Annotated in this window: 24 protein-coding genes; 5 read left to right on the forward strand and 19 right to left on the reverse strand. The window is 72.4% G+C overall.

What is annotated here, in order from left to right; genetic code table 11:
* Positions 1-24 precede the first annotated feature (24 nt).
* Positions 25-843: a hypothetical protein gene (locus C6361_RS18145; RefSeq protein ID WP_107268440.1), complete on the reverse strand. Its 819-nt coding sequence runs from the start codon at positions 841-843 to the stop codon at positions 25-27.
* Between the two features lie 138 nt (positions 844-981).
* Between C6361_RS18145 and C6361_RS18150 the strand changes: the two genes are divergently transcribed.
* The 3 genes from C6361_RS18150 to C6361_RS18160 all read left to right on the forward strand — a co-directional run bounded on the left by C6361_RS18150 (position 982) and on the right by C6361_RS18160 (position 2,732).
* Positions 982-1,413, forward strand: coding sequence for an OsmC family protein (locus C6361_RS18150; protein ID WP_107262556.1), 432 nt, complete (start codon positions 982-984; stop codon positions 1,411-1,413).
* 163 nt (positions 1,414-1,576) lie between these two features.
* On the forward strand, positions 1,577-1,918 hold the full coding sequence (locus C6361_RS18155) for a metallopeptidase family protein (RefSeq protein WP_101371675.1): 342 nt from the start codon (positions 1,577-1,579) through the stop codon (positions 1,916-1,918).
* Positions 1,919-2,000: 82 nt separating this feature from the next.
* Complete coding sequence (locus C6361_RS18160; RefSeq protein WP_107262557.1) at positions 2,001-2,732, forward strand: AIM24 family protein; 732 nt, start codon at positions 2,001-2,003, stop codon at positions 2,730-2,732.
* A gap of 51 nt (positions 2,733-2,783) precedes the next feature.
* On the opposite strand, the gene C6361_RS18165 is transcribed toward C6361_RS18160, so the two are convergent.
* The 6 genes from C6361_RS18165 to C6361_RS18190 all read right to left on the reverse strand — a co-directional run bounded on the left by C6361_RS18165 (position 2,784) and on the right by C6361_RS18190 (position 8,001).
* Entirely contained in the window at positions 2,784-4,175 is a 1,392-nt protein-coding gene (locus C6361_RS18165; RefSeq protein ID WP_107268441.1) for a carbohydrate-binding domain-containing protein, read from the reverse strand.
* A 173-nt stretch (positions 4,176-4,348) separates the two neighbouring features.
* A complete protein-coding gene (pheA, locus tag C6361_RS18170; RefSeq protein ID WP_107268442.1) occupies positions 4,349-5,305 on the reverse strand; it encodes a prephenate dehydratase in 957 nt (318 codons plus the stop codon).
* A gap of 9 nt (positions 5,306-5,314) precedes the next feature.
* Positions 5,315-5,896: a hypothetical protein gene (locus tag C6361_RS18175; protein WP_234358881.1), complete on the reverse strand. Its 582-nt coding sequence runs from the start codon at positions 5,894-5,896 to the stop codon at positions 5,315-5,317.
* An 88-nt stretch (positions 5,897-5,984) separates the two neighbouring features.
* On the reverse strand, positions 5,985-6,374 hold the full coding sequence (locus C6361_RS18180) for an ACT domain-containing protein (protein ID WP_107262561.1): 390 nt from the start codon (positions 6,372-6,374) through the stop codon (positions 5,985-5,987).
* 216 nt (positions 6,375-6,590) lie between these two features.
* Positions 6,591-7,088 (reverse strand): hypothetical protein, encoded by a 498-nt coding sequence (locus tag C6361_RS18185; RefSeq protein ID WP_107262562.1) that lies wholly within the window; start codon positions 7,086-7,088, stop codon positions 6,591-6,593.
* A 175-nt stretch (positions 7,089-7,263) separates the two neighbouring features.
* A complete protein-coding gene (locus C6361_RS18190; protein WP_107264413.1) occupies positions 7,264-8,001 on the reverse strand; it encodes a hypothetical protein in 738 nt (245 codons plus the stop codon).
* A gap of 164 nt (positions 8,002-8,165) precedes the next feature.
* Here C6361_RS18190 and C6361_RS18195 point away from each other — a divergent pair, with 164 nt between their 5' ends.
* Positions 8,166-9,392, forward strand: a complete 1,227-nt coding sequence (locus C6361_RS18195) for an arginine deiminase (RefSeq protein ID WP_107268443.1) — start codon at positions 8,166-8,168, stop codon at positions 9,390-9,392.
* A 57-nt stretch (positions 9,393-9,449) separates the two neighbouring features.
* Here the strand turns inward: C6361_RS18195 and C6361_RS18200 are convergent, their stop codons facing one another.
* A complete protein-coding gene (locus C6361_RS18200) occupies positions 9,450-10,211 on the reverse strand; it encodes a methyltransferase domain-containing protein (RefSeq protein WP_107268444.1) in 762 nt (253 codons plus the stop codon).
* A 79-nt stretch (positions 10,212-10,290) separates the two neighbouring features.
* Here C6361_RS18200 and C6361_RS18205 point away from each other — a divergent pair, with 79 nt between their 5' ends.
* The gene (locus C6361_RS18205; RefSeq protein ID WP_107268445.1) at positions 10,291-10,707 is read left to right on the forward strand and encodes a MerR family transcriptional regulator; all 417 of its coding nucleotides are present in this window, start codon (positions 10,291-10,293) and stop codon (positions 10,705-10,707) included.
* A 35-nt stretch (positions 10,708-10,742) separates the two neighbouring features.
* On the opposite strand, the gene C6361_RS18210 is transcribed toward C6361_RS18205, so the two are convergent.
* From C6361_RS18210 to C6361_RS18260, 11 genes are all read right to left on the reverse strand, one after another.
* Positions 10,743-11,450: a Clp protease N-terminal domain-containing protein gene (locus C6361_RS18210; RefSeq protein ID WP_107268446.1), complete on the reverse strand. Its 708-nt coding sequence runs from the start codon at positions 11,448-11,450 to the stop codon at positions 10,743-10,745.
* Entirely contained in the window at positions 11,450-11,668 is a 219-nt protein-coding gene (locus C6361_RS18215) for a helix-turn-helix domain-containing protein (RefSeq protein WP_107262566.1), read from the reverse strand. The genes C6361_RS18210 and C6361_RS18215 overlap by 1 nt, the downstream gene beginning before the upstream one ends.
* Positions 11,669-11,741: 73 nt before the next feature.
* Positions 11,742-12,659, reverse strand: a complete 918-nt coding sequence (locus C6361_RS18220; protein ID WP_369929998.1) for a DUF5926 family protein — start codon at positions 12,657-12,659, stop codon at positions 11,742-11,744.
* A 100-nt stretch (positions 12,660-12,759) separates the two neighbouring features.
* On the reverse strand, positions 12,760-13,167 hold the full coding sequence (locus C6361_RS18225) for an ATP-binding protein (protein WP_199853505.1): 408 nt from the start codon (positions 13,165-13,167) through the stop codon (positions 12,760-12,762).
* Between the two features lie 211 nt (positions 13,168-13,378).
* Complete coding sequence (locus C6361_RS18230) at positions 13,379-14,839, reverse strand: PAS domain-containing sensor histidine kinase (RefSeq protein WP_107271026.1); 1,461 nt, start codon at positions 14,837-14,839, stop codon at positions 13,379-13,381.
* Between the two features lie 125 nt (positions 14,840-14,964).
* Positions 14,965-15,765, reverse strand: a complete 801-nt coding sequence (locus tag C6361_RS18235; protein ID WP_304598495.1) for a glycerophosphodiester phosphodiesterase family protein — start codon at positions 15,763-15,765, stop codon at positions 14,965-14,967.
* Between the two features lie 118 nt (positions 15,766-15,883).
* Positions 15,884-16,219 (reverse strand): rhodanese-like domain-containing protein, encoded by a 336-nt coding sequence (locus C6361_RS18240; RefSeq protein ID WP_101368731.1) that lies wholly within the window; start codon positions 16,217-16,219, stop codon positions 15,884-15,886.
* Between the two features lie 40 nt (positions 16,220-16,259).
* Positions 16,260-17,207, reverse strand: a complete 948-nt coding sequence (locus C6361_RS18245) for an LCP family protein (RefSeq protein WP_199853506.1) — start codon at positions 17,205-17,207, stop codon at positions 16,260-16,262.
* A gap of 265 nt (positions 17,208-17,472) precedes the next feature.
* Positions 17,473-18,738: an LCP family protein gene (locus C6361_RS18250; RefSeq protein WP_107262572.1), complete on the reverse strand. Its 1,266-nt coding sequence runs from the start codon at positions 18,736-18,738 to the stop codon at positions 17,473-17,475.
* 121 nt (positions 18,739-18,859) lie between these two features.
* A complete protein-coding gene (locus C6361_RS18255) occupies positions 18,860-20,116 on the reverse strand; it encodes an LCP family protein (RefSeq protein WP_107268450.1) in 1,257 nt (418 codons plus the stop codon).
* 75 nt (positions 20,117-20,191) lie between these two features.
* Positions 20,192-21,172: a GDP-mannose 4,6-dehydratase gene (locus C6361_RS18260; RefSeq protein ID WP_107262574.1), complete on the reverse strand. Its 981-nt coding sequence runs from the start codon at positions 21,170-21,172 to the stop codon at positions 20,192-20,194.
* Positions 21,173-21,193 lie beyond the last annotated feature (21 nt).

Consider the following 21,193-nt stretch of genomic DNA (forward strand, 5'->3'; position numbering starts at 1 on the left):
CCGGCCCGGCGACCGAGGACCTGCTCAGGGCGCGAACGGCTTGGTGGGGGTCACCGTCAGGTCGATCGGCGGCGGCCGGCCGTCGTCATCGTCGGGTACCTCCGGCGCGCCGGCCGTCCGCGGGCGGCGCCACGGCCAGTCGGACTCCTCCGGCGGCCCGGGCTGCCCAACCGGCACGCCCGGCTCGGCGGCCGGTGCCCGGTCGACCGCGCCGCGTCGGACGAACCGCCCGGCGAGCAGCAGGGCCAGCCCGAGCCCGCCGACACCGAGGTACGCCAGCACGAGGCCCTGGCCGTACTCGATGACCATCCCGTCCAGTTGGCCGTACATCTGCCAGCGGTCGGCCAGGGTGTCGAGCGAGCCGGTGGTGGCGAGGAGCACCGCGAGCACCGCCCCGGCCACGGCCAGCCCGACGACCCGGGCGTTGTGGCGTACCCCGGGCGAGCCGAAGACGACCAGCGCCAGGCAGCCGAGTACACCGAACACCCCGACCAGGTACGCCGTGCCGAAGCCCGACATGTCCGCCACCCCGCTGCCCAGCGCGACCGCGTTCTCGGCCCCCTCGACCGTCATGCTGGTGACCGCCCAGTCGCCGATCAGCGAGGCGAAGGCGGCCGCCGCTCCGGCGGCACCGACCACCGGCACCAGCCGGCTGTCCCGGCCGAGCCGGTGCAGGGCGAGCCCGGCCCGTCCGCCGGTACGCGGGCGGTCGCCCCACGACACGATGCTGGCACCGTCCGGTGTGGTTTCCGCCTCGTCGCCCGACCGCGCCGGATCCTCCCGGCCGCCGGCCCGACGGGCGTCCGGCGGGTCCTGGCGGGGGATGGAGACGTCGTCGGGCATCGCTGACCCCTTCCACGGCGGGCTCCTGGATCGATGATGGCACAGCACCCGCGCGCCGGACCCGTACCGAGGGTGCGGTGCTTCCGCGTCTTGGCCGGGTCGTCGCGCCGCCGGTCGGCATGAGCTAGCGTCGGCAGCATGCCTATCCGCACCGCATCCGCCCGCTGGCAGGGCAATCTCACCGAAGGTTCCGGCAACATCCGCACCGGCAAGGGCGGGTTGCAGGGGAACTACTCGTTCAAGTCCCGCTTCGAGGAGGGCGAGGGCACCAACCCGGAGGAGCTGATCGGGGCCGCCCACGCCGGCTGCTACTCGATGGCCTTCTCCAAGGCCCTGGCCGACGCCGGGTTCACGCCGACGTCGGTCGAGACCACCGCGAAGGTGCATCTCGACAAGACCGACGCGGGGATGACGGTGACCCGGATCGACCTCGACACCGTCGGCGACGTGCCGGGGATCGACGAGGCCGAGTTCAACAAGCTGGCCGAGGCCGCCAAGGCGGGCTGCCCGATCTCCCGGCTGCTCTCGCCCGGGGCCGAGATCTCGCTCAACGCCCGCCTCTCCGCCTGATCCTGGCGGGACCTCCCAACCGTTTCCCGGTCGCGGTGGTCAGGGCGGATCTCCGGTACGTCGCCGAGCGCGGCGCCGTCGGCCCTGATCATCGCGATCGTCGACCCCGGTGGCCCTGATCGTCGCGGCGCAGGTGCGGCACAATTGGGCGGTGCCGGTCGAGATGAGCCGCGAGCGTTTTGAGGAACTGGTCGCCGAGGCGCTCGACGAGGTGCCGGAGGAACTGCTCAACCTGATGAGCAACGTCGTCATCCTGGTCGAGGACGACTCGCCGGAGGACGGCCCGGAACTCCTCGGCCTCTACGAGGGCCACGCGCTGACCAGCCGGGGCTGGGACTACGCCGGGGTGCTGCCCGACCGGATCTTCATCTACCGCCGGCCGATCCTGCGGATCTGCGACGACGAGGACGACGTCGTCGACGAGGTCGCGATCACGGTCGTGCACGAGATCGCCCACCACTTCGGCATCGACGACGACCGGCTGCACGACCTCGGCTGGGCCTGACCTGCGAGAACGGCACCCCCCGGAGGCCGCCTGGTTGCGCCGGTTGCCTACCCTCGGTCCTCCACCCGTCAGGAGGAACGTGATGCGCAGCTCGCTGTTCTCGGCAGAGAACCTGGAGAAGGAGTCACACCAGCCCGGCATGCGGCTGCAGAACTCCAAGATGCTGAAGATCGAACTCAACGGCGAGGCGATGGCCCGGGTCGGGTCCATGGTCGCGTACCAGGGGCAGGTGCAGTTCCAGGCGTTGGGCTCGGGCGGGCTCGGCAAGTTTCTCAAGCAGAAGCTGACCGGCGAGGGTGTCCCGCTGATGAGGGTCAGCGGGCGGGGCGACGTCTTCCTCGCCGACTACGCGGCGGACGTGCACATCATCGACCTGGAGCACGGCGACGCGCTGTCGATCAACGGTTCCAGCGTGCTCGCCTTCGACTCCACCCTGCAATACGACATCAAGATGGTCGGCGGCGCCGGCATGATGTCGTCGTCCGGCCTCTTCAACTGCGTCTTCACCGGGGCCGGCCGGATCGCGATCACCACCAAGGGCACCCCGGTGGTGCTCAACGTGGACGCGCCGACGTACGTCGACCCGCAGGCCGCGGTCGCCTGGTCGGCGAGCCTGCAGACCGGCTACCACCGGGCCGAGCAGCTCGGCCTCGGCACGCTGCTCGGCCGGCGTACCGGTGAGGCGTTCACGATGAGCTTCGCCGGCCAGGGATTCGTGATCGTCCAGCCGTCGGAGGAGCCGCCGATCCAGGGCATGGGCCGCCAGGAGCAGAGCGGTGGCGGCGGCGGACTGCTCAACCAGCTGTTGGACTGACCGGGTGCCGGAGGCGCCCCGCCCGGGACGCCTCCGGCCCGCGTCGGTGGTTCAGAACCGGCCGTACCGCCCGGCGGTGACACCGGTCAACACCCGGGTCGCGCCGTTGATGCTGCCGCTGGCGTAGTAGCCGCCGATGCCGGTGCCGCTCACGCTGCCGCCGGTGTAGACGTCGTACTGCTGACCGTTGGTGATCCGGTTCGACGAGAAGACGACCTCCCGGATGGTCCGGCTCGACCGGTACGACGCCAGCACCGTGCTGCCGGAGACGACGTGCACGATGGTGTTGGCCGCGAGGGTGGTGTTGAACCGGGGAGCGACCCAGCCCTGGCCGGTGTTCGGCACCGGCCGGAACACGGCCAGCGAGGTGAGGCCGGCGCCCACCACCGTACCGGCGGTGAAGGTTATCGGCCCGTCGGCGTCGAAGGCGCCCTCGCCGCCGCCTATGGTGCTGGAGCCGTTGGCCACCACCGTGCCGCCGGCGAAGGTCAGCTCGCCGTTGGAGTCGAAGCCGTCGGTTCCGCCGGTGACCACCACCGTGCCGCCGGTGACCCGGACGAACGCGATGGTGGAGGGGACCATCTCGCCGAGGCCCTCCTCCACGGCGTTGATCGCGTCGTCGCTCGCCACGGCGTTGACGGTGCCGCCGCTGATCGTCGTCCGCAGCCCCTCCACCGCCTCGTACGACCGGGTCACGTTGATGGTGCCGCCGGAGATGTTCACCGCGTTCTCGCCCTTGATGGCGTCGTCGGCGACGGCGGCGGTGATGGTGCCGTTGGTGATGGTGACGATGCCCTTGCCGGCCTCGGTGTCGTTGGACTTGAGCCCGTCGCCGCCGCTGGAGGTCACGTTGATGGTGCCGCCGTTGACGGTGAGCGAGTCCTTGCCCCGGATGGCGTCGTCCACCGAGTTCACCGTGATGGTGCCGGAGCCGATGACCAGGTCGTCCTTGCTGACGATCCCGTCCGCGAAGTTGGCGCGTACGTCCAGCGACCCGGTGCCGCCGATGGTCAGGCCGGCCGCGCTGAACAGCGCCGCGTCCGGCTCACCGGTGTTGGTGTACGTCGACGCGTCGGTGAGTCTGTTGCTGGTCCCGGCGGCCAGCGTGAGGGTGACCGCGCTGGCGTCGGTGACGTAGAGCGGGGCGGATCTGGAGTTGGTGATGGTGGCGCCGCTGAGGATGATTTCGACGTTTCCGGTGGCGGCGCTCGCCACGTTGACGTAGCCGTCGTTCAGGGTGCCGCTGATCTGGTAGGAGCCGGGGGCCGTGATGGTGACGGCGCTGCCGGAGACGGTGACGTTGCTGCCCGTGACGCTCGCGCCGGACCCGGTGAGGGTGATCGTGGCGGTCGGGGCGGCGACGGCCGCGACGGCGAGCGGGCCGGCCAGCAGGGCGGTGCTGAGCCCGCCGGCGAGGGTGGTCCGGAGTACCGCGGATTTCATGAGCGGTCCTGTCTGTCGGGGACGGAGGCTGGGACCGAGGCGTGGTGGGGGTTGCCTCGAAGCACCGGCGGCCGATCATGAACCGCTGGTGAACGGGGGCTATCCATCGACGAGTGTAAATGAATATGGCGCCTCGGGCGATGCGGAACGCACCGCCGGATGTCCCGACAGACTCAGCTGAGTTCGCCGGCCCGCAGCCGGGTGAGCCAGGCCGCCGCGTCGGCGTAGTCGACGTCGGAGAGCCCGGCCGGCGCCGGGACCGGCCGGTCCGCCACCGCCGTGGTCCCGCGATGCCTCGGGTACGACCCCAGGAAGCGCACCTCGGCGCAGATCCGGCGCAGCCCCTGGAGCGCCTCGCCGACCCGGTCGTCGGCGACGTGCCCGGTGCAGTCGAGGAAGAAGGCGTACCGGCCGAGCGCCTCACCGGTGGGCCGGGACTCGATCCGGGTCAGGTTGACCCCGCGTACCGCCAACTCCATCAGCACGGCGAGCAGCGCGCCGACCCGGTCGTGCGCGATGTAGACGGCGAGCGAGGTCAGGTCGTCCCCGGTCCGGGGCGGCGGCGGCCCCGGCCGGCTGAGCAGCACGAACCGGGTCACCGCGTCGTCGTGGTCGGCGATCTTGTCGGCCAGCACGGCCAACCGCTGCCGGCTGGCGCCGATCGGCGCGCAGATCGCGGCGTCCTGTTCGCCGTCGACCGCGGCGAGCGCCGCCGCGGCGTTGGAGAGCACGTCCACCACGACGGCGTCCGGCAGGTGCTCGCGGAGCCAGCGACGGCACTGGGTGGACGCCTGCGGATGGGCCGCCACGGTCCGCACCTCGGCGAGGGTCCGGCCCGCCGGGGCGGCGAGGACGAACTCGACCGGCAGCACCACCTCGCGGGTGATCACCAGCGGCTCGCCGTCGACCATCTCGTCCAGGGTCACCGCCACCGCGCCGCCGATGGAGTTCTCCAGCGGCACCAGCGCGGCGTCGGCGTCACCGGCCCGGACCGCGTCCAGCGCCTCCGGGACGCTGCGCGCCGGAGTACGGGAGCCGCGTTCCGCGGCCGGGATGGTCCGCAGCGCCTGCTCGGCGAAGGTCCCCTCGGGCCCCAGGTAGACGAAGCGGGTCGGCGGTGTTCCGGGCATGCCGTCAGCCTACAAACCGCCGAAGAGCGGCGGGGGTGCGTCACACGCCGCCGTCCGGAGTGCGGGCGGCGCCTCGGCCCGGACCGTGATGGTGCAGACGTCGGTGCCGGCGGTGACCAGCCGCAGGTTGCCGGGACGGCCCCGGGTCACCGCCTGCAACGGCTCCCGGTCCGCCACCGTCACGACGCTGTACTGCCAGTCCTGCACGCAGAGCGGCCCGGTCTGGAAGGTGACCCGGCCGGACCGGGGCAGGTTGGCGGTACGGCGCAGCAGCGCGGTCACCTGGTCACGGCTCGGCCGGCCGGCCGGGCAGGCGACCAGGGCGGTGGGACTCGGTGCCGGCGTCGGCGACAGGGTCGGCGCGGGCGTCGGCGTACCGGTGGGGCCGACCGTCGGCGTCGGGGTCGAGCGGGTGGGGGTGGCCCGGGGCTCCTGGAGTTCGGGCGGCACACCGCAGGCCGCCAGGGCGAGACAGCCGGTCAGGGCGAGACAGCCGGTCAGGGCCAGGCGACCGAGCAGGGCCAGGCGACCGAGCAGGGCGCCGGCGCGGAGCCGGGCTGCGGTGGGGTCGGGCGACGGGAGACGGGGCACGGCCGGATCCTCGGGCATAGGTGGCTGCCGTGGGTGGTGCGGCGGATGGCCCCGCCAATGGTAGGGCGTCGGCATGATCGACCACCCCTCAGGTGGTGATCCGGTGTCCGTACTGCCGCAGCGCCGCGAGCGCCTCGACGAGCCGTACCGAGGGGACCAGCAGATAGTCCGTGTCGAACGTCGAGAACGCCACGATGTTGACCCGGGCGTCGGCCAGCGGGACGACCAGGGAGGCGAGGATCCCGGTCAGCGCCAGGTCGAGCGGGCCGGCCACCCGGAGACAGCGCCACGGGGTCTCGACGGTGGCGTCGGCCGGGACGTGGTCGGCCCGGCAGATGATCGACAGTTCGTCACCGCTCCGGGTCACCGACAGGACGCCGGAGTCCGCGGGAGGGCTCAGCAGGCCGGCCGGCACCGTCGAGTCGGCGGGCAGCCGGCACACGGCGTACTCCTCCGGCAGCAGAGCGATGTCCAGCATGAGGAGACCTTACGGTGGGTACGCCGCCCGCCCAACACCGCGGCCCGCCGGAAGGCCCGATCGCGACGCGCGTCACCTGCCCGTGGTCGCCCGGGTGACCGGTACGTCTCGGGAAGCTGTCCGACGGGTGACCGGCCTACCTCGCGATCCGCCCCCGGACGGCGCCGGCCCGGAGACGTGCCGGTGCCCGGCGCGGGCAGCTCGGAGAGGCGCTGGTCACACCTCGGCGAAGAAGGTGAGCGAGCCGGCGACCCGGCCGTCGGTGAGGATCGGCGTGGCGATCGCGTCCACGGTGGTGGCCTCCGGCCCCTCGGCCTCGGGGCAGCGCACCCGGAGCAGGCCCCGGGCGAGCCGGCCCGAGTGCAGGGCGAGCAGCGGCGGGATCTTCTCGACCTCCTGCTCGGTCAGCTCACCCCGGGCGGCGGTGAAGTCGAGCAGCCGCAGGTGGCTGCCGAGCAGCGGGAGGCCGAGCGCGTCGAGCGGGGCACCGAGGCCGAGCAGTTGACAGCAGGACGGCGAGACGGCCGCGATGGTGGTCTCCCGGTCGATCAGCAGGCACGGCTCGGCGGCCGTCGAGACCGTCTCGGACCAGCGGGTCAGCCCGTCGAGGTGGACCCGCCCGTCGGCGTCGTCGAAGCCGGTGGACCCGTGCCCCAGCGACGGGGTCGCCGGCGTCGGGAACGCCTCCGAGATCGAGAGTTCGACGTGGGCCACCGCGCCTCCTATTTGCCACACCATGCCCCACGCTAGCCGGTGGTCACCGGGGCCGCGACCCCCGAGATCGCCGGCCGGTCGGGCATCCCGCAGACCCCCGTCGGCGCGGCCCACCCCGCGCGCCCGATCGGGCGGCGACGGGGCGCCGCCCGACGGGTGGCGTCGGCTGGTGACGCTACCGGCGACCGGCGTGCTTGTCAGCGGCCGTTCGGCCCTCCTCGTACCACCGGTAGTCCGCCGCCGACCGGTACGGCGCGTTCAGCCAGGTGGCGGGGGACTGGGCGACCCGGGACAGCTTCTCCGCCGTGGCGGCGCTGATCCGGTTGCCGCCCGCGACGAGCAGCCGGTCGAGTTCCCGGTGGGTCGCCACCAGGCACTCCTTGGGCAGTCCGTAAACGCTGATCACCCCGGAGCCGACGAAGGTCAGTACCGGGGTGACCGGGATGGTCAGGCCGACCGCGTTGGAGAGCGCCTTGGCGGCCCGCTTCGCGTCCCGCCGCGCCTCCGACACGTACGCCGGTCGCTTGCCGTTGATCTGCACGACGTCCCCGGCGATCAGGACCCGGGACCGACCGTGGTCGGCCACGGTGACCGCGAAGAGGCCACTGGGACCGATCGCGAGGAAGCCCGCGCGCTCGTCCCGGGAGCGGTAGTCGAGGTCGAGCATGCTCGCCTCGGTCAACTCGGTACGCGGCCACTCGACCACGTGCCACGATGGACCGAGGTGGTCGAGCCGGCTCAGTGCCCGCGCCCCGGCCGCCTCGATCCGGCGGGCGTCCCGTTCCGCGCGGCGCCGACGGGCCCAGTCCATCGGCGTCGGCCGGACGGCCTCCAGGGTGGGAAGTGGGTTGACCGGCGCGGGAGGGAGGGCCCGCGCGGCGGGAACCGCTGAGCGTGCAGAAAAGACAGTCATCGTGACCTCCGGCAAAAGGTCCCTCGAAGTTATCTCCTCACTACGGTACGTGGCCAGACCTAGGGAGCGGCAAGTCGAAGCGCCGGAGTGAGTGTGGATGAATGCCCCATTCATCCGAAGCCCTTTTTCCCGGATGGTGCCAACTGCTGTCCTACGCTGCGAGGATGACCCATTTCGTGGACAGCGAGGTCGGCCGGCTCGGCACCGTACTTCTGCATCGTCCGGGGCCGGAACTCGCCCGACTCACGCCCCGGAACAACGACTCGCTGCTCTTCGACGCGATCCCGTGGGTCGGTCGGGCGCAGGAGGAGCACGACGCGTTCGCCGCCGCGCTGACCGAGCGTGGCGTCGAGGTGCTCTACATCGGAACCCTGCTCGCCGAGACGCTGGCCGTGCCGGACGCGCGGTCCGAGATGACCGAGCGGATCCTCGCCGACACCCGTCTGGGTGACACGCTGCGCGGGCGGGTGGCCGAGCACCTGTCGTACCTCGATCCGGCCGCGCTGGCCGACGTGCTGATCGCCGGCCTCGCGCACGAGGAGTTGCGGCTCGGCGGCGACCGGGGCGGCGGCCTGGTCTACCGGCTGATGGACCGGCTCGACTTCGTGATCGACCCGTTGCCGAACCTCCTCTTCACCCGGGACTCCTCCACCTGGATCGGCGACCACGTCGCGGTGACCAGCCTGGCCATGCCGGCCCGGGGCCGGGAGACCAGCCTGACCAACGCGATCTACCGGCACCACCCCCGGTTCGCCGGCACCTCCTTCGTGTACGGCCCGGGCCTGGAGCATCTGGAGGGCGGCGACGTACTGCTGCTCGCCCCCGGGGTGCTGGCGGTCGGGGTCGGCGAGCGCACCACCCCGGCCGGGGCGGAGCGGCTGGCCCGGCGGGTCTTCGACGCCGGCCTGGCGCACACCATCCTGGTGGTGCCGATCGCCCAGGAGCGCGCCACTATGCACCTGGACACCGTCTGCACGATGGTCGACGTCGACGCGGTACTCATGTACGCGAACATCGCCGACACGCTCTCGGCGTACACGGTGGTGGCCGGCACCGACGGCGATCTCCAGCTCGACGGGCCGGCGCCGTTCCTGCGGGCGGCGGCCGACGCGATGGACCTGGACACGCTCCGGGTGATCGACACCGGCCTGGACCCGGTGACGGCGGAACGCGAGCAGTGGGACGACGGCAACAACACCCTGGCGCTCTCGCCCCGGCTCTGCGTCGCGTACGAGCGCAACGTGGAGACCAACGCCCAACTGGAACGCGCCGGCATCGAGGTGATCCGGATCGCCGGTTCCGAACTCGGCTCGGGCCGGGGCGGCCCCCGCTGCATGTCCTGCCCGCTCGTCCGGGAGCCACTGCGGGCCGGGGCTACTTCCCGGACGTAGTGCCGTCCGAGGCGCGATGGAGGCACTACTACCCGGAAAGAGCGTCGGTTGGTGGCGTCAGCGGGTGGCGGCGGCGACGAAGATCGGGAGGGCGACCAGCAGCCGGGCGGTGGCGGCCCGACGGGTCTGCTCGGCGATCCACGCCTCGGCCTGCTCGGCGCTGACGGCACCGGTCTGCCGGGCGGCGTCGGCGTGCCCGGCAAGCATGGGTCGCATCGCGGCGTCGGTGAACACCAGGGTGTGCACCTCGACCTCGACGTCGTGGAAACCGCTGTCGAGCAGCAGGTTGCGGTAGGCACGGGCGATGCGCGGGTGCGGCACGGTGTCGGCGCGGGCGTGCACGATGCGGCGGGTCAGCTCGGGCTGGTCGGAGTCGATGACCAGGGTGTCCCAGTCCTGGCCGAGCAGCACGATCCGACCGCCGGGGGCGAGGACCCGGCGGGCCTCGGCCAGCGCGGCGGACGGGTCGGGCAGCACGTGGTACACCTTGTCGGCCCGGTACCCGTGGGCCTGCCCGTCCGGCAGCGGCAGCTCGGCGGCGTCCGCGGCGCGTACGTCGAGGTCGGGGAACCGGCTGCGGGCCGCGGCCAGCATCGCCGGGTCGAGGTCCACCCCGATCGCGCGGGCGCCCTGACGGGCGAGTTCGGCGACGGCACGACCGGCGCCGCAGCCGACGTCGAGCACCGTCGCGCCGGGGTACGGCCGTAGCAACTCGTAGCTGCGGGCGCGTAGCGTTACGGCGTCGGGCGTGTTCTCGGCGGCGTCGAGCAGGCGGATCAGGTTTTCGGTGTCCGTGTAGGCGGTGTGCGTCTCTGGCATGCGCCCGAGTCTGCGACTTCAGGTGGACCTGAAGTCAACGCTGAGCCAGTCAGGTGGACCGAGTTCGGTGGGATGGTCGATGGAGTACTCGATCGGGGAGCTGGCGGCCCGTTTCGGTCTGGCCACGCACGTACTCCGGCACTGGGAGGACGCGGGTCTGCTGTCACCGGCACGGCGGGTGGCGGGCCGGCGGACGTACGGCGCGGTGCACGTGACCCGGGTGGCGGAGATCCTGCTGGGCAAGGAGGCCGGGTTCAGCCTGGAGCAGTTGCGGGAGCTGTTCGCCGCCCCCGATCGGGAACGGCGGCAGGATCTGCTGCGTGACCAGTTGGTCCAGGTGCGGGAGCGGATCGCCCGGCTCACCCTGTCGCAGACGCTGTTGGAGCACGGACTGCGCTGCCGGCACCCGGACTACCAGGCGTGCCCACGGTTCCAGGAGATGGTCCTAGGGCGGCTGGACGGGGTCGACCTGGCGGAGGCACTGGACCACGACTGACCGCCCGATCCCCTGACCGCAGGGTGGGGACGGTGTCAGCCGGTGATGAGGGTGGCGACGGCACCGCCCGAGGTGACCGTACGCCCGGTCGTGCGCTGGTAACGCCGGACCAGGTCGTGCCCGCGTGACCGCTGGCCGATCCGGCGTTCGGCGCGCAGCAGCGGGTTGCGCGGCGGTGGCGGGAAGGTGTCGGCCAGCTCCGCGAGCAGGGCCGGGGTCCGCACCCCGGCGGTGTTCAGCACCCAGGCCGCGCCGGGGTCGAGGGCGACGAGGACGAGGGCGAGATGTTCGTGCCGGTGTTCGCGGTCCCGGCGGGCGAGCGCGAGCCGGAGTGACGCCTCGTAGGCCGCCTGGGCGTCGAGCCCGAGGGGCGGGTTCGTCCGGGCGCAGCGCCGTCGTGCCGCGACGGCTCCGAGCGGCAGCAGCGGCTCGGGTGCGGTCGGCCGGTCCAGGACGGCCGGGGTCAGCCGCGACAGGATCTGCGTGACGTCGATGCCGAGCGGTGCCAGGGTGTCGCGGTCGGCGGCGGCCCCGGCGCCGAGCGGCGCGGCCCGGCGTACCGCTTCCCGGATGGTCGGCTCCGTGCCGCCGTGCCGGCCGAGGATGGTACCGACGACTCCGCCCGTCGCGGTGAGGGCGAGCAGGAGATGCTCGCTGCCGGTCCGGGGATGGCCGAGGTCACGGGCCACGGCCAGGGCGTGCGCCACCGTACGGCGGAGGTCGGGGTGATCGCCTCGGAACATCAGACCTCCTGGTCGCGATGGTGTTTCCGGTGCACGGTCTGCTTGGTGACGCCGAGCCGGACGGCGATCTCCTGCCAGGACCAGCCGGCCCGTCGGGCCGCCGCGACCTGCTCGGCCTCCAGTTGCTCCACGAGGCGGCGGAGGCGGGCGACCGCCCGCAGCGCGGCGTCGGGGTCGCTGCCGTGTGCGGCACGGTCGAGGTCGGCGATCGCGGACATGGCGTCAGCATATGCTGACGACGACGGGTCGTCAACATATGCTGACGCGACGAAGGGCGGGCGACCCGACGGGCTAACGGAGCGTCAGTTGGCGGCCGAGCAGGCCCTGCTTGGCACGGCGGCCGGCGGCGTCCAGCGGGGCCGGCTCGGCGAGGGCGGCGCCGTACCGCTTCGCGAAGTCCGCCAGCGGGGCCTCCCAGGAGTCCGGCGCGGCGTCGCGGGGAATGTCCCAGACGGGTACCAGCCGACCGTGTGCCCGGAACATCCCGGCGAACCTGGTCTGCGGCCCGAGCAGCAGCTCACCGGCGGCGGAGAGCCGGGAGAGGGCGTCCAGCGCGGCGTCCTCGTCGTCGGGGAGTACCCAGCGGACGTGGCTCTTGTCGCTGACCTGGCACCAGTACGCGGCCGGCGCGGCGGCGAGCCGGACCGTCGGGTAGATGGAGGCGTCGGCGCGCTCCAGCGACGCCTTGACGTTGGGATCGTCGGCCGCACCCGGGTCGAGCCAGAACTCGAACCCGTCGTGCAGGGTGATGTCGAGCGGCCCGTCGACCAGTACGTCCGGCAGCCGGGGACCCTCACCGGGCAGCGGCGGCACCGAGACGGTCCCCCCGGGCTCGGTACGCAGCGCGCAGAGCAGCGCCTCGGCCAGGTCCCGGGAGACGTCGCCGGACTGCACGTGCCGCTGGAGGCCGATCATGATCCGGCCGTCCGCCTTGGTGATCGCCGGTGTGGCCATCGGCAACACGGTGGCCAGGGTGACCGGGCGGTCGCCGTACTCCTCGACCAGGTGCGGTGCGAGGGTCAGCGGAGCCGAGGCGGCCGGCACCAGCTCACGCAGAGCGATCCACTCCACCTCGTCGGTCAGCCCCTCGAAGGGGCGGGGTACGAAGACGTCCCGTACCTTCTGCCGCTTTCCGGTCTGGCTCTCCCCGCTCGCGGAGCTGCTGGCGCCCGCCGTGGCGGACCGGGAACTCTTTCGACGCTTGCCCACGGCGAGACAGCCTAGGCGCAACCGAGCGGGCCCGGACACCCGGCGGCGCTACCGGCGGGTCACCTGCGGTCGGGCCGGCCGGGCGGGCGACGGTGCGCGATCACCGGGCGGCGACGGTCTGCCGGACCGGGTGCACCAGCCTTGCCCAGACGCTCTGGCCCAGCCCGTCGCGCTCCACTCCCCAGTCGGCGGCGAGCGCGGCCACCAGAAAGAGTCCCCGACCGTCCGTCGCCTCCGGTCCGACCTGCCGGATCCGGGGCGGGCCGGTGGCGCCGCCGTCGGTGACCCGGATCTCCACGACCTGGGCGGTCGGGCCGGTACGCAGCAGCCAGTTCAGTCGGATCATCCCGCCGGGCAGCGGCGGGGCGTGCCGTACGGCGTTGCCGAGCAGTTCGGCCGCGACCATCTCGGCGTCGCCGAGCAGCGCCGCCGGGACCGTACCGTCGAGTTCGGCACCGAGCCGGTGCCGGGCGGTACGGGCACCCTGGGCGTGCTGCGGCACCAGCAGGCACCACGACCGTTCGGTCGAGATGCTCGACAATGAACCTTCTTCGACCTCCCCTTGCTGTCCGACGGACCGCAGGGTCGGACGCGGCGGGTGGGCGCCGCGCGGTTCGGGTCGAAAAAGGTTCACTCCAGGTGCCTCCTCGACGGACCGACGGACTCCAGGTGACTCCTCGACGGGCCACCCGGGCACGGCACCGCCGGACGACCTCGGTTCAGCCTCGGGGCAGCCGCACCTCTGCGACCGTACCGCCCCCGTCGCGCGGACGGAGCGAAACCCACCCATTCTGTCGTTCGACGATCCGGCGTACGAGGTAGAGGCCCAGGCCGGCGCCGGGATAGCGGCGGCGGTCACCGGACTCCCCCTGCCAGAACCGTTCGAATGCGCGCTCGACATGCTCAGGACGTACCCCGATTCCCCGGTCGCTCACCCGGAACGCCACCGTCCGCCGGTCGGCCTCCGCGGTGAGCAGCACCGGCGAGCTGTCCGGCGAGTACTTGCCGGCGTTGGTGGTCAGCTCGGTGAGTACCGTCGCCAGGCTGGCCCGGTCGCCGAGCGCCTTCGGCAGGTTCTCCGGGAGCTGGATGACCAGCCGGTGGCGCAGCTCGGCGGGGAGGTCGGCGGCGGCCGCCCGGAGCGCGTCGAGCAGGTCGAAGGGGACCGGCGGGGCACCGCCGACCGAGCCGGCGTCGTTGGTGGTGGCGAGCAGCCGGTCCACCAGGCGGGCCAGTTCACCGGCGCGTTGGCCGATCACGCCGGCCGCCTGCCGCCGGTCGGAGTCGGAGAGCGACTCCCAGTGCGTGCCGAGCGTGTCGGCGTACCCCTTGATCACCGTGACCGGGGTACGGAGTTCGTGGCTGGTGACCGCCACGAAGAGGTCCCGGTCGTGGTCGCGGATGTGCTGGTCGCTGCTGTCCCGGAAGGTGACCACCCGGGAGGCCGCCGTACCCGGCAGGTCACCAGAGGTGATCTTGAGCCAGCGCCCGTCCGGCAGCCGGTGGTCGAGCACCTGCCCCGGCGGCGGCACCGGAAACGGCAGCGGCCGGTCGAGCAGTTCGGCGGCGCGCAGCCCGGTGACCTTCTCGGCGGCCGGGTTCCAGAGCTGGACGGTGCCGTCCCGGGTGACGATCGCCAGCCCGTCGGCCAGCGCCGCGACCACCGTGCCGTCGCCGTGCACCGGCAGGCCGGCCTGGTCGCCGTACATGTGCGCGGCGGTGGCGGCCAGGAAGCCGAGCACCGAGCGGTGTTCGGGGTCGTCGGGGCGCTCGGGGTCCGGGTAGAGGGCGTAGAGGTTGCCGATCGTCAGCCCGCCGATCTCGACCCGGGCGGCGAGCATGTGCCGCAGGCCGCGCCCGTCCAGCTCCTCGGCCAGGTCCGCCGGGAGGACGTCGACGCTCATCGCGCGCACTCCCGGGCCGCAGACCAGGTCGTCGGCCGGCTGGTCGAGGATCGGGATCGGCCGGCCGACCGCCCAGTCCAGCTCCCCGTTGCCGGAGACCACCCGGCCGCCGTTCGGGCCGAACTCGACGAAGGCGACACCCGGCGCCCGGAGCGCCCGGCCGGCGACCCGCAACAGCCGGTTGAGCACCGGAAGGCCCACCTCGCCCGCGTTGAGCATCCCCAGCACCTCGGCGTGGCCGGCGACGAGGCAGGGGTAATCGGGGTGTTCCGGCATGCTCCGAGTCTGCCCGTTCGGCGGGTCTTTCGGCAGTACCGCCATTGCCGGCGCGCGCCGGCCGACGTCCGACCGGACCCGGTCCGGCGGCCCGACCCGGTCGGCCGGCCCGGCGGTGGGTCGGTTCAGCGGTTCAGCCGGTCGAGGACCATGGCGGGCCGGTCGGTGATGATGCCGTCCACCCCGTGGGCCAGGGCCAGGTCCAGCTCGGGGCCGTCGTTCACCGTCCAGACGTAGACCCGGTTGCCCGCCCGGTGCAGGGCCGGGACGAGCTGCGGGCGGGTGCGGAGCAGCTTGAGGCTCGGGCCGGCGATCCGGGCGCCGAACGGCAGCCGGCCCCGGCGCAGTCCGGGAGGCGCCAGCTCCAGCAGCAGTACCGTCGGAAGTCGCGGTGCCAGCCGGCGGATCTGGCGTACCGCCAGCGGGGAGAAGGACATCACGGTGGCCCGTACCGGATCGTCCGGCCGGGGGTCGGCCAGCCCGTGCCGGTCCAGCAGCGCGACCAGGCGGCGCTCGACGCCCGAGCCGTACCGGGCGGGGTGTTTCGTCTCGATCAGCAGCTCGACCTCGCGGTCGGCGGCCCGCACCGCCCGGAGCAGGGCGTCGAGGGTGAGCAGCCGGGTCCGCTCCGGAGCCGGCGGCAGGTCGTCGTCGGGGGCGGCCCCGCGGTGCCACGAGCCGTAGTCGAGCCGTTCCAGCTCGGCCAGGGTGTACGCCCCGACCGGTCCCCGCCCGTTGCTGGTCCGTTCCAGCCGCCGGTCGTGTACGCAGACCAGATGCCCGTCCCGACTCAGCCGTACGTCGCACTCCAGCCCGTCCGCGCCCTCGGCCAACGCCTGGAGGTACGCCGCCAGGGTGTGCTCCGGCATCATCGCGGAGGAGCCCCGGTGCGCGAAGACCAGCGGGCGACTGCGCGGTTCCGGCACCCCGCCGGCCCCGGGCCGCCGCGGCGATCGTGCCCCGCCCGGCGCGTCGACCGGTCCGTCGCGGCACGCGGCTCCGGAACCCGGCTCACTCCTCGCGCTCATGGCTGCCGACCGGGGGCTAGATGACCCGGGCCGGCTGCCCGTCCTCGCTGGCCAGCGGGCGACCGGCGGCGGCCCACTGCCGCATGCCGCCGTCGAGGTTGCGGACGTTGTCCCAACCGTTGCTCATCAGGTAGCCGACCACCTGGCCGGAGCGGCCGCCGGAGCGGCAGACCACCACGACGTCGGCGTCGGTAGGGATCTCGGACATCCGCGCGGGCACCTCCATCATCGGCAGGTGGTGGGCGTCGGGCGCGTGCCCGGCCGCCCACTCGTCCGGCTCCCGTACGTCGAGCAGGTAGGCGTCGGCGGGGACCTCGGCGGCGGTCACGGAGGGAATGTTGGCTGCGAACACGGTTACCAAGGGTAGAGCCTGGGCGGGACCGTGCCGGAATCTACAGCCGGTTGACCCACTTCGGGTGCTGCTGTGCCCAGGTGTCCAGGTCGGCGGCGTGCATCGCGTCGAACAGGGTGTTCGCCGGCTCGTCGATCAGGACGTACGAGACCTCGTCGATCATCTCGGAGTGCGAGGGGAGCTGGATGCCGCGCAGCGCGTCGGAGCGGATCCGGCGCAGGGCGAAGATCAGGTCCTCCAGCGGTACGCCGTTGGTGTCGACGGTGAACGACGAGCCGACGGCCCGGATCACCTGGTCCAGCCGGAGCGGGTTGCGCAGCATGTCCGAGGTGGTGGCCTTGTCCATCATCGCCCGCAGCAGTTGCTGCTGGTGCCGCTGCCGGTCGAAGTCCCCGTTCGGCAGGTCGTACCGCTGGCGGGCGTAGTCCAGCGCCTGTGCGCCGCTCATCTGGTGGCAGCCGGCCTCGAAGACGTGCCGGGTGTGGATGGACCGGACCGGGGTGTCGACGCACATCCGCACCCCGCCCAGCAGGTCGATGGCGCGCTGGAATCCGGCGAAGTTCACCAGGGCGGCGCCGTCGAACCGGATCCCGGTGAGCCGGCTGAGGGTGGCGGAGAGCAGTCGGGTGCCGCCCTGGCCACCGCCGCCGTACTGGAACGCCGAGTTGATTTTGTCGGAGCCGCCGGGCCAGCCGCTGCCCGGCGCGGGCGGGATCTCGACCAGCAGGTCCCGGGGTACCGAGATCAGGTAGGCCCGGTCCAGTCCGGCCGGCAGGTGGGCGATCATGATGGTGTCCGACCGCTGGTCCGCGCCGGGGCTGGCGGCGGGTCGCTCGTCGGAGCCGACCAGCAGGTAGTTGAGCGGCCCGGAGACGTCGCCCCGACTTCCCCGGGCGGCCGGGTCGAGGAGCAGTTGCTTGACGACGCTGTTGTCGTAGCGGTTGGCCAGCATGTGCAGGCCGGCACCACCGGCTCCGGAGACCAGCAGCAGGACCAGGCCGAGCCCGATCGCGACCTTCGCCCAGACCGGCGCCTTGCGGCGGTGCCGGGGGCGTCGCGCGGGATCCGGTCCACCGGTACGACCGGCGCCGAAGACGCGTCCTGGCCGCCCGGGTTGGCCCGGGACCGCCCGCTTGGGTGTGAACGTGACCCCTCCCCGGACCGGCTGAGTGAAGCTTTCTCACCCAGGCTAGGGGCCCGGTTTGAGCGTCCAGTGGCTTTTGGGATTTTCGTTGGCGAGGAGCCCCGGGCCGCTACTTGCTCGGGGCGAGCACGGTCGGATTGTTGATGATGAACTCGTCCAACCTGTCGTTCTTGACCGCCGTGAACATCTGCTGACTGATCGGCTTGAGCGTCTCCCGGCCGTTGCCGTTGCCGGCGAAGTTGCCGTCGTTGGTGCGCAGCAGCACCAGGTCGTTGGCGGCCACGCCACGCATGGTGAAGATGAAGTCGGCGATCGGGGTACTGCCGGTGTCCAGGATCAGCGCCTCGCCGGCCGCCTTCATCAACTCGTTCAGCTTGCCGATGTCGGTCATCACGCCGTCGCTCATGGCCTTCTTGGCCATCGCCTTGATCAGTTGCTGCTGGTTCTGCTGGCGGTCGTAGTCGCCGTGGGTGAGGCCGTAGCGCTGCCGCGAGTAGTCCAGCGCCTCCCAGCCCTCCATCTGCCGGCAGCCCTTCTTGTGCACCACCGGCTTCTTGACCCCGCTGACCTTGTCGGCCTCGTGGTTCCACATCGGCTTGCCGTCGACCAACTTCATGTGGTGCGACTTGACCTCCTGGCGCACGCACATCGGGATGGTGCCGAGGGCGTCGATGATCTTCTTGAAGCCGCTGAAGTTGATGATCGCGGCGCCGTCGAAGCTGATCCCGGTCAGCTTGTTGACCGTCAGCGCCATCAACTGCGCGCCGCCGGCGAGGCCGCCGCCGTTCTGCGCGCCGTGGTAGAACGCCTCGGTCGCCTTGGCGGTGCCGCCGCCGTAGTTGCTCTTCTTGAACGCCGGCACCTGCACCTCGGTGTCGCGCGGGATGGAGAGCAGGTACGCCTGGTCGTGGGTGGCCGGGATGTGCAGCACGATGATGGTGTCGGCCCGGACGTTGTCGGCCTCCAGCCGGGCCCGCGCGTCGATGCCGAGCAGCAGCAGGTCGATCGGGCCGTCGAGGTCCTTGCCGCCCTCGGCGTCGGACTTGCTCGCCGCACCGAGCAGGTTCTCCTGCTGGATGGTGCTGGTCGCCTGGTCGATCACGGCCTGCATGCCGACGATGGCCACCCCGCTGGAGAGCATGAGTACGGCGCCGAAGACCAGCGTCAGGCGGGCCCAGAGCGGCGTCTTCCGGCGCCGGGCGCTCTTGCCGCCCCTGCCCTTGCTCGCCTTGCCCCTGCTCCCCCCGGCCTTGCCGCCGGAGCCGTTCGGCGCCTCCCAGTCGTCGAGCGGCGCACCGCCCACCGCGGCGGTCGCCCGGGTGGGCGGGACCGTCGAGGCGGGCCGTGGGGGACGTCGGCGGGATTGCACCGGCATGCCTGCTCCAGGGTCGGGGGTGAGGGCGGGACGCGTGACATGGTGCGGACACCCGCCAGTCGCCCCGAATTCAATTACGTTACCTGCTCCTGTTCATCTACGGGTACGCGCGCCGATCGGTTCAACCGCCGTTGGCCGGTGTCGGGGTCGGTGCGACGTTAGCCGCGACCCATTCGTCCATTGTGTCCGCCGCCATCGCACGGTACATGCCCAGCGCCTTCTCCCGGTCCGACACCACCACCGACTCGCCGTTGATGGTCTCGCTGCCGTTGTGCGGGCTGGTGATGAACCGGAGGTTGTCGCCGCGCAGGTTGCGGAACTGGATCGCCATGTCGACCAGCGAGAAGCCCTCGTCGACGGTGACCGCGTTGGTGACCGACTTGAGGAAGGCGTTCAGCTTGCCGGGGTTGGTCAGCGTGCCGGTACTGGCCGCCTTGTCCATCAGTGCCCGCAGGAACTCCTGCTGGTGGCGCATCCGGGCGAAGTCGCCGTCCGGGAACTGCTTGCGCTGCCGGATCCAGTCCAGCGCCTCGGCCCCGTTCATGTGGTTGACGCCCTTGGTGAACTTCCGGTACGGCTTGTGGATCGAGGTGATGTTCCGCTCGACCTTCAGGTCGACCCCGCCGAGGGCGTCGGTGACCTCCTTGAAGCCGGCGAAGTCGATCGCCATCACGTGGTCGATCCGGACGTCGGTGAAGCACTCCACGGTGCGTACCGCAAGCGGCAGGCCGCCGAACGCGAAGGCCGCGTTGATCTTGCCCCGTTCGCCGCTGCCGCACTCCGCCTTGGCGTTCTCCGGAATCGGCACGTAGAGGTCGCGGGGCACCGAGACCAGGTACGCCTTGTCGTGGCTGGCCGGAATGTGCATCACGATGATGGTGTCGGCCCGCCACTTGCTGGCCTCGTTGATCGGGGCGTCCGGGTCCCGGGAGTCGCTGCCGACCAGCAGGATGTTCAACGCGCCGCTGACCGACTTCGGCCGCCCGTCGGCCAGCTCGGCGAACGGGTCCGTCCGGGCCAGGTCCTTGTCGAGCCCCCTGACGTAGAGCCAGAGGCCACCGCTGGTGAGTAGGCCGAGCACCAGCACCGCGACGCCGACGACCAGTGCGATCCGGCCCCACCGGGGGCGTGGGCCGCGCCGGCCGGGGTCGCCGGGCAGACCCGGGCCGCCGGGACCGCCCGGGCCACCGCCGCCGGGACCGGCCGGCGAGTCGAATGGACGGGCCTGACCTGGTACGCCGGACACCTGTGCCCGGCCGGAGATCCGGCCCGGTCCGGTCGCCCGGCCCTGGCCGGGCACGGAGGACCGGCCGGCGGATCCGCCGGTCGTCATCCGGTACGAACTGCCGGTCGCGTTCGGGGGAGGGCTTGCGAACATGCCCTCAGGGTACGTAGCGGAACCAAGAAACCGCTGTGTGCCACGGCCCGGCTGGCGCGAGCCGGGTATCCTCCGCTAGCCCGCCAGCCGCTGGCTGAAGTGCTCGATCGTCCGGCGCAGCCCCTCGGCCGGGGTCACCTCGGGTTCGTAGCCGAGCCGCTCCCGGGCGAGGGTCAGATCCGGCCGGCGCATCTCCGGGTCGTCGGCGGTCCGGGTGACATAGGTCACCTGCGAGCCGCTTCCGGCCAACCCGGCGATCGTCTCGGCCAGCTCGCGCATCGACACCTCGTGCTCGGTGCCGCAGTTGATCGGGCCGGTCTCGGTGGAGTCGAGCAGCAGCAGGATGCCCCGGACCAGGTCGCTCACGTAGCAGATGGACCGGGTCTGCGCGCCGGTGCCGTGCACGGTCAGCGGCTCGCCGCGCAGCGCCTGGGTGATGAAGGTGGGGATCGCCCGCCCGTCGTCCGGCCGCATCCGGGGGCCGTACGTGTTGAAGATCCGGACGATGCCGACGTCGAGCCCGTGGTAGCGGTGGTACGCCATCGTGCTCGCCTCGGCGAACCGCTTGGCCTCGTCGTAGACGCTGCGTACGCCGATCGGGTTGACGTTGCCCCAGTACGTCTCGACCTGCGGGTGCACCTGCGGGTCGCCGTACGCCTCGGAGGTGGAGGCCAGGATGAACCGGGCCCGGTCGGCGACGGCCCGGTCGAGCAGGTGCAGGGTGGCCAGCGAACCGACCCGGAGGATCTCGATCGGCAGCGTGGCGAAGTCGGTGGGGCTGGCCGGCGAGGCCAGGTGCATGATGGCGTCGAACCGCTCGGCCATCGCCGGGTGGTGCGCCGGAAGCCCTTCCGAGACGTCGGCCTCGACCAGGGTGAACCGGGGGTGCTCCGCCAGGTGGGCGACGTTCTCCTTGGAGCCGGTGACGAAGTTGTCCACCGCGACCACCGTGCAGCCCCGCGCGATCAGCGCGTCGACCAGGTGGGATGGGACGAATCCGGCACCGCCGGTGACGAGGATCCGGTGTTCCGCTCCGAAACGCTGGGCTACCACCATAGGCCCAGCCTACCCAGAAGG

Origin of the sequence: Plantactinospora sp. BC1, from assembly GCF_003030345.1 — a bacterium.
In the GTDB taxonomy this organism is placed as follows: Bacteria; Actinomycetota; Actinomycetes; order Mycobacteriales; family Micromonosporaceae; genus Plantactinospora.

What these genes read in the sequence shown, in the direction of transcription:
- C6361_RS18145 (WP_107268440.1), bottom strand. Translation starts at nt 843, where the DNA reads ATGCCCGACGACGTCTCCATCCCCCGCCAGGACCCGCCGGACGCCCGT.
- C6361_RS18150 (WP_107262556.1), top strand. Translation starts at nt 982, where the DNA reads ATGCCTATCCGCACCGCATCCGCCCGCTGGCAGGGCAATCTCACCGAA.
- C6361_RS18155 (WP_101371675.1), top strand. Translation starts at nt 1,577, where the DNA reads ATGAGCCGCGAGCGTTTTGAGGAACTGGTCGCCGAGGCGCTCGACGAG.
- C6361_RS18160 (WP_107262557.1), top strand. Translation starts at nt 2,001, where the DNA reads ATGCGCAGCTCGCTGTTCTCGGCAGAGAACCTGGAGAAGGAGTCACAC.
- C6361_RS18165 (WP_107268441.1), bottom strand. Translation starts at nt 4,175, where the DNA reads ATGAAATCCGCGGTACTCCGGACCACCCTCGCCGGCGGGCTCAGCACC.
- pheA (WP_107268442.1), bottom strand. Translation starts at nt 5,305, where the DNA reads ATGCCCGGAACACCGCCGACCCGCTTCGTCTACCTGGGGCCCGAGGGG.
- C6361_RS18180 (WP_107262561.1), bottom strand. Translation starts at nt 6,374, where the DNA reads ATGCTGGACATCGCTCTGCTGCCGGAGGAGTACGCCGTGTGCCGGCTG.
- C6361_RS18190 (WP_107264413.1), bottom strand. Translation starts at nt 8,001, where the DNA reads ATGACTGTCTTTTCTGCACGCTCAGCGGTTCCCGCCGCGCGGGCCCTC.
- C6361_RS18195 (WP_107268443.1), top strand. Translation starts at nt 8,166, where the DNA reads ATGACCCATTTCGTGGACAGCGAGGTCGGCCGGCTCGGCACCGTACTT.
- C6361_RS18200 (WP_107268444.1), bottom strand. Translation starts at nt 10,211, where the DNA reads ATGCCAGAGACGCACACCGCCTACACGGACACCGAAAACCTGATCCGC.
- C6361_RS18205 (WP_107268445.1), top strand. Translation starts at nt 10,291, where the DNA reads ATGGAGTACTCGATCGGGGAGCTGGCGGCCCGTTTCGGTCTGGCCACG.
- C6361_RS18210 (WP_107268446.1), bottom strand. Translation starts at nt 11,450, where the DNA reads ATGTTCCGAGGCGATCACCCCGACCTCCGCCGTACGGTGGCGCACGCC.
- C6361_RS18215 (WP_107262566.1), bottom strand. Translation starts at nt 11,668, where the DNA reads ATGTCCGCGATCGCCGACCTCGACCGTGCCGCACACGGCAGCGACCCC.
- C6361_RS18230 (WP_107271026.1), bottom strand. Translation starts at nt 14,839, where the DNA reads ATGCCGGAACACCCCGATTACCCCTGCCTCGTCGCCGGCCACGCCGAG.
- C6361_RS18250 (WP_107262572.1), bottom strand. Translation starts at nt 18,738, where the DNA reads ATGCCGGTGCAATCCCGCCGACGTCCCCCACGGCCCGCCTCGACGGTC.
- C6361_RS18255 (WP_107268450.1), bottom strand. Translation starts at nt 20,116, where the DNA reads ATGTTCGCAAGCCCTCCCCCGAACGCGACCGGCAGTTCGTACCGGATG.
- C6361_RS18260 (WP_107262574.1), bottom strand. Translation starts at nt 21,172, where the DNA reads ATGGTGGTAGCCCAGCGTTTCGGAGCGGAACACCGGATCCTCGTCACC.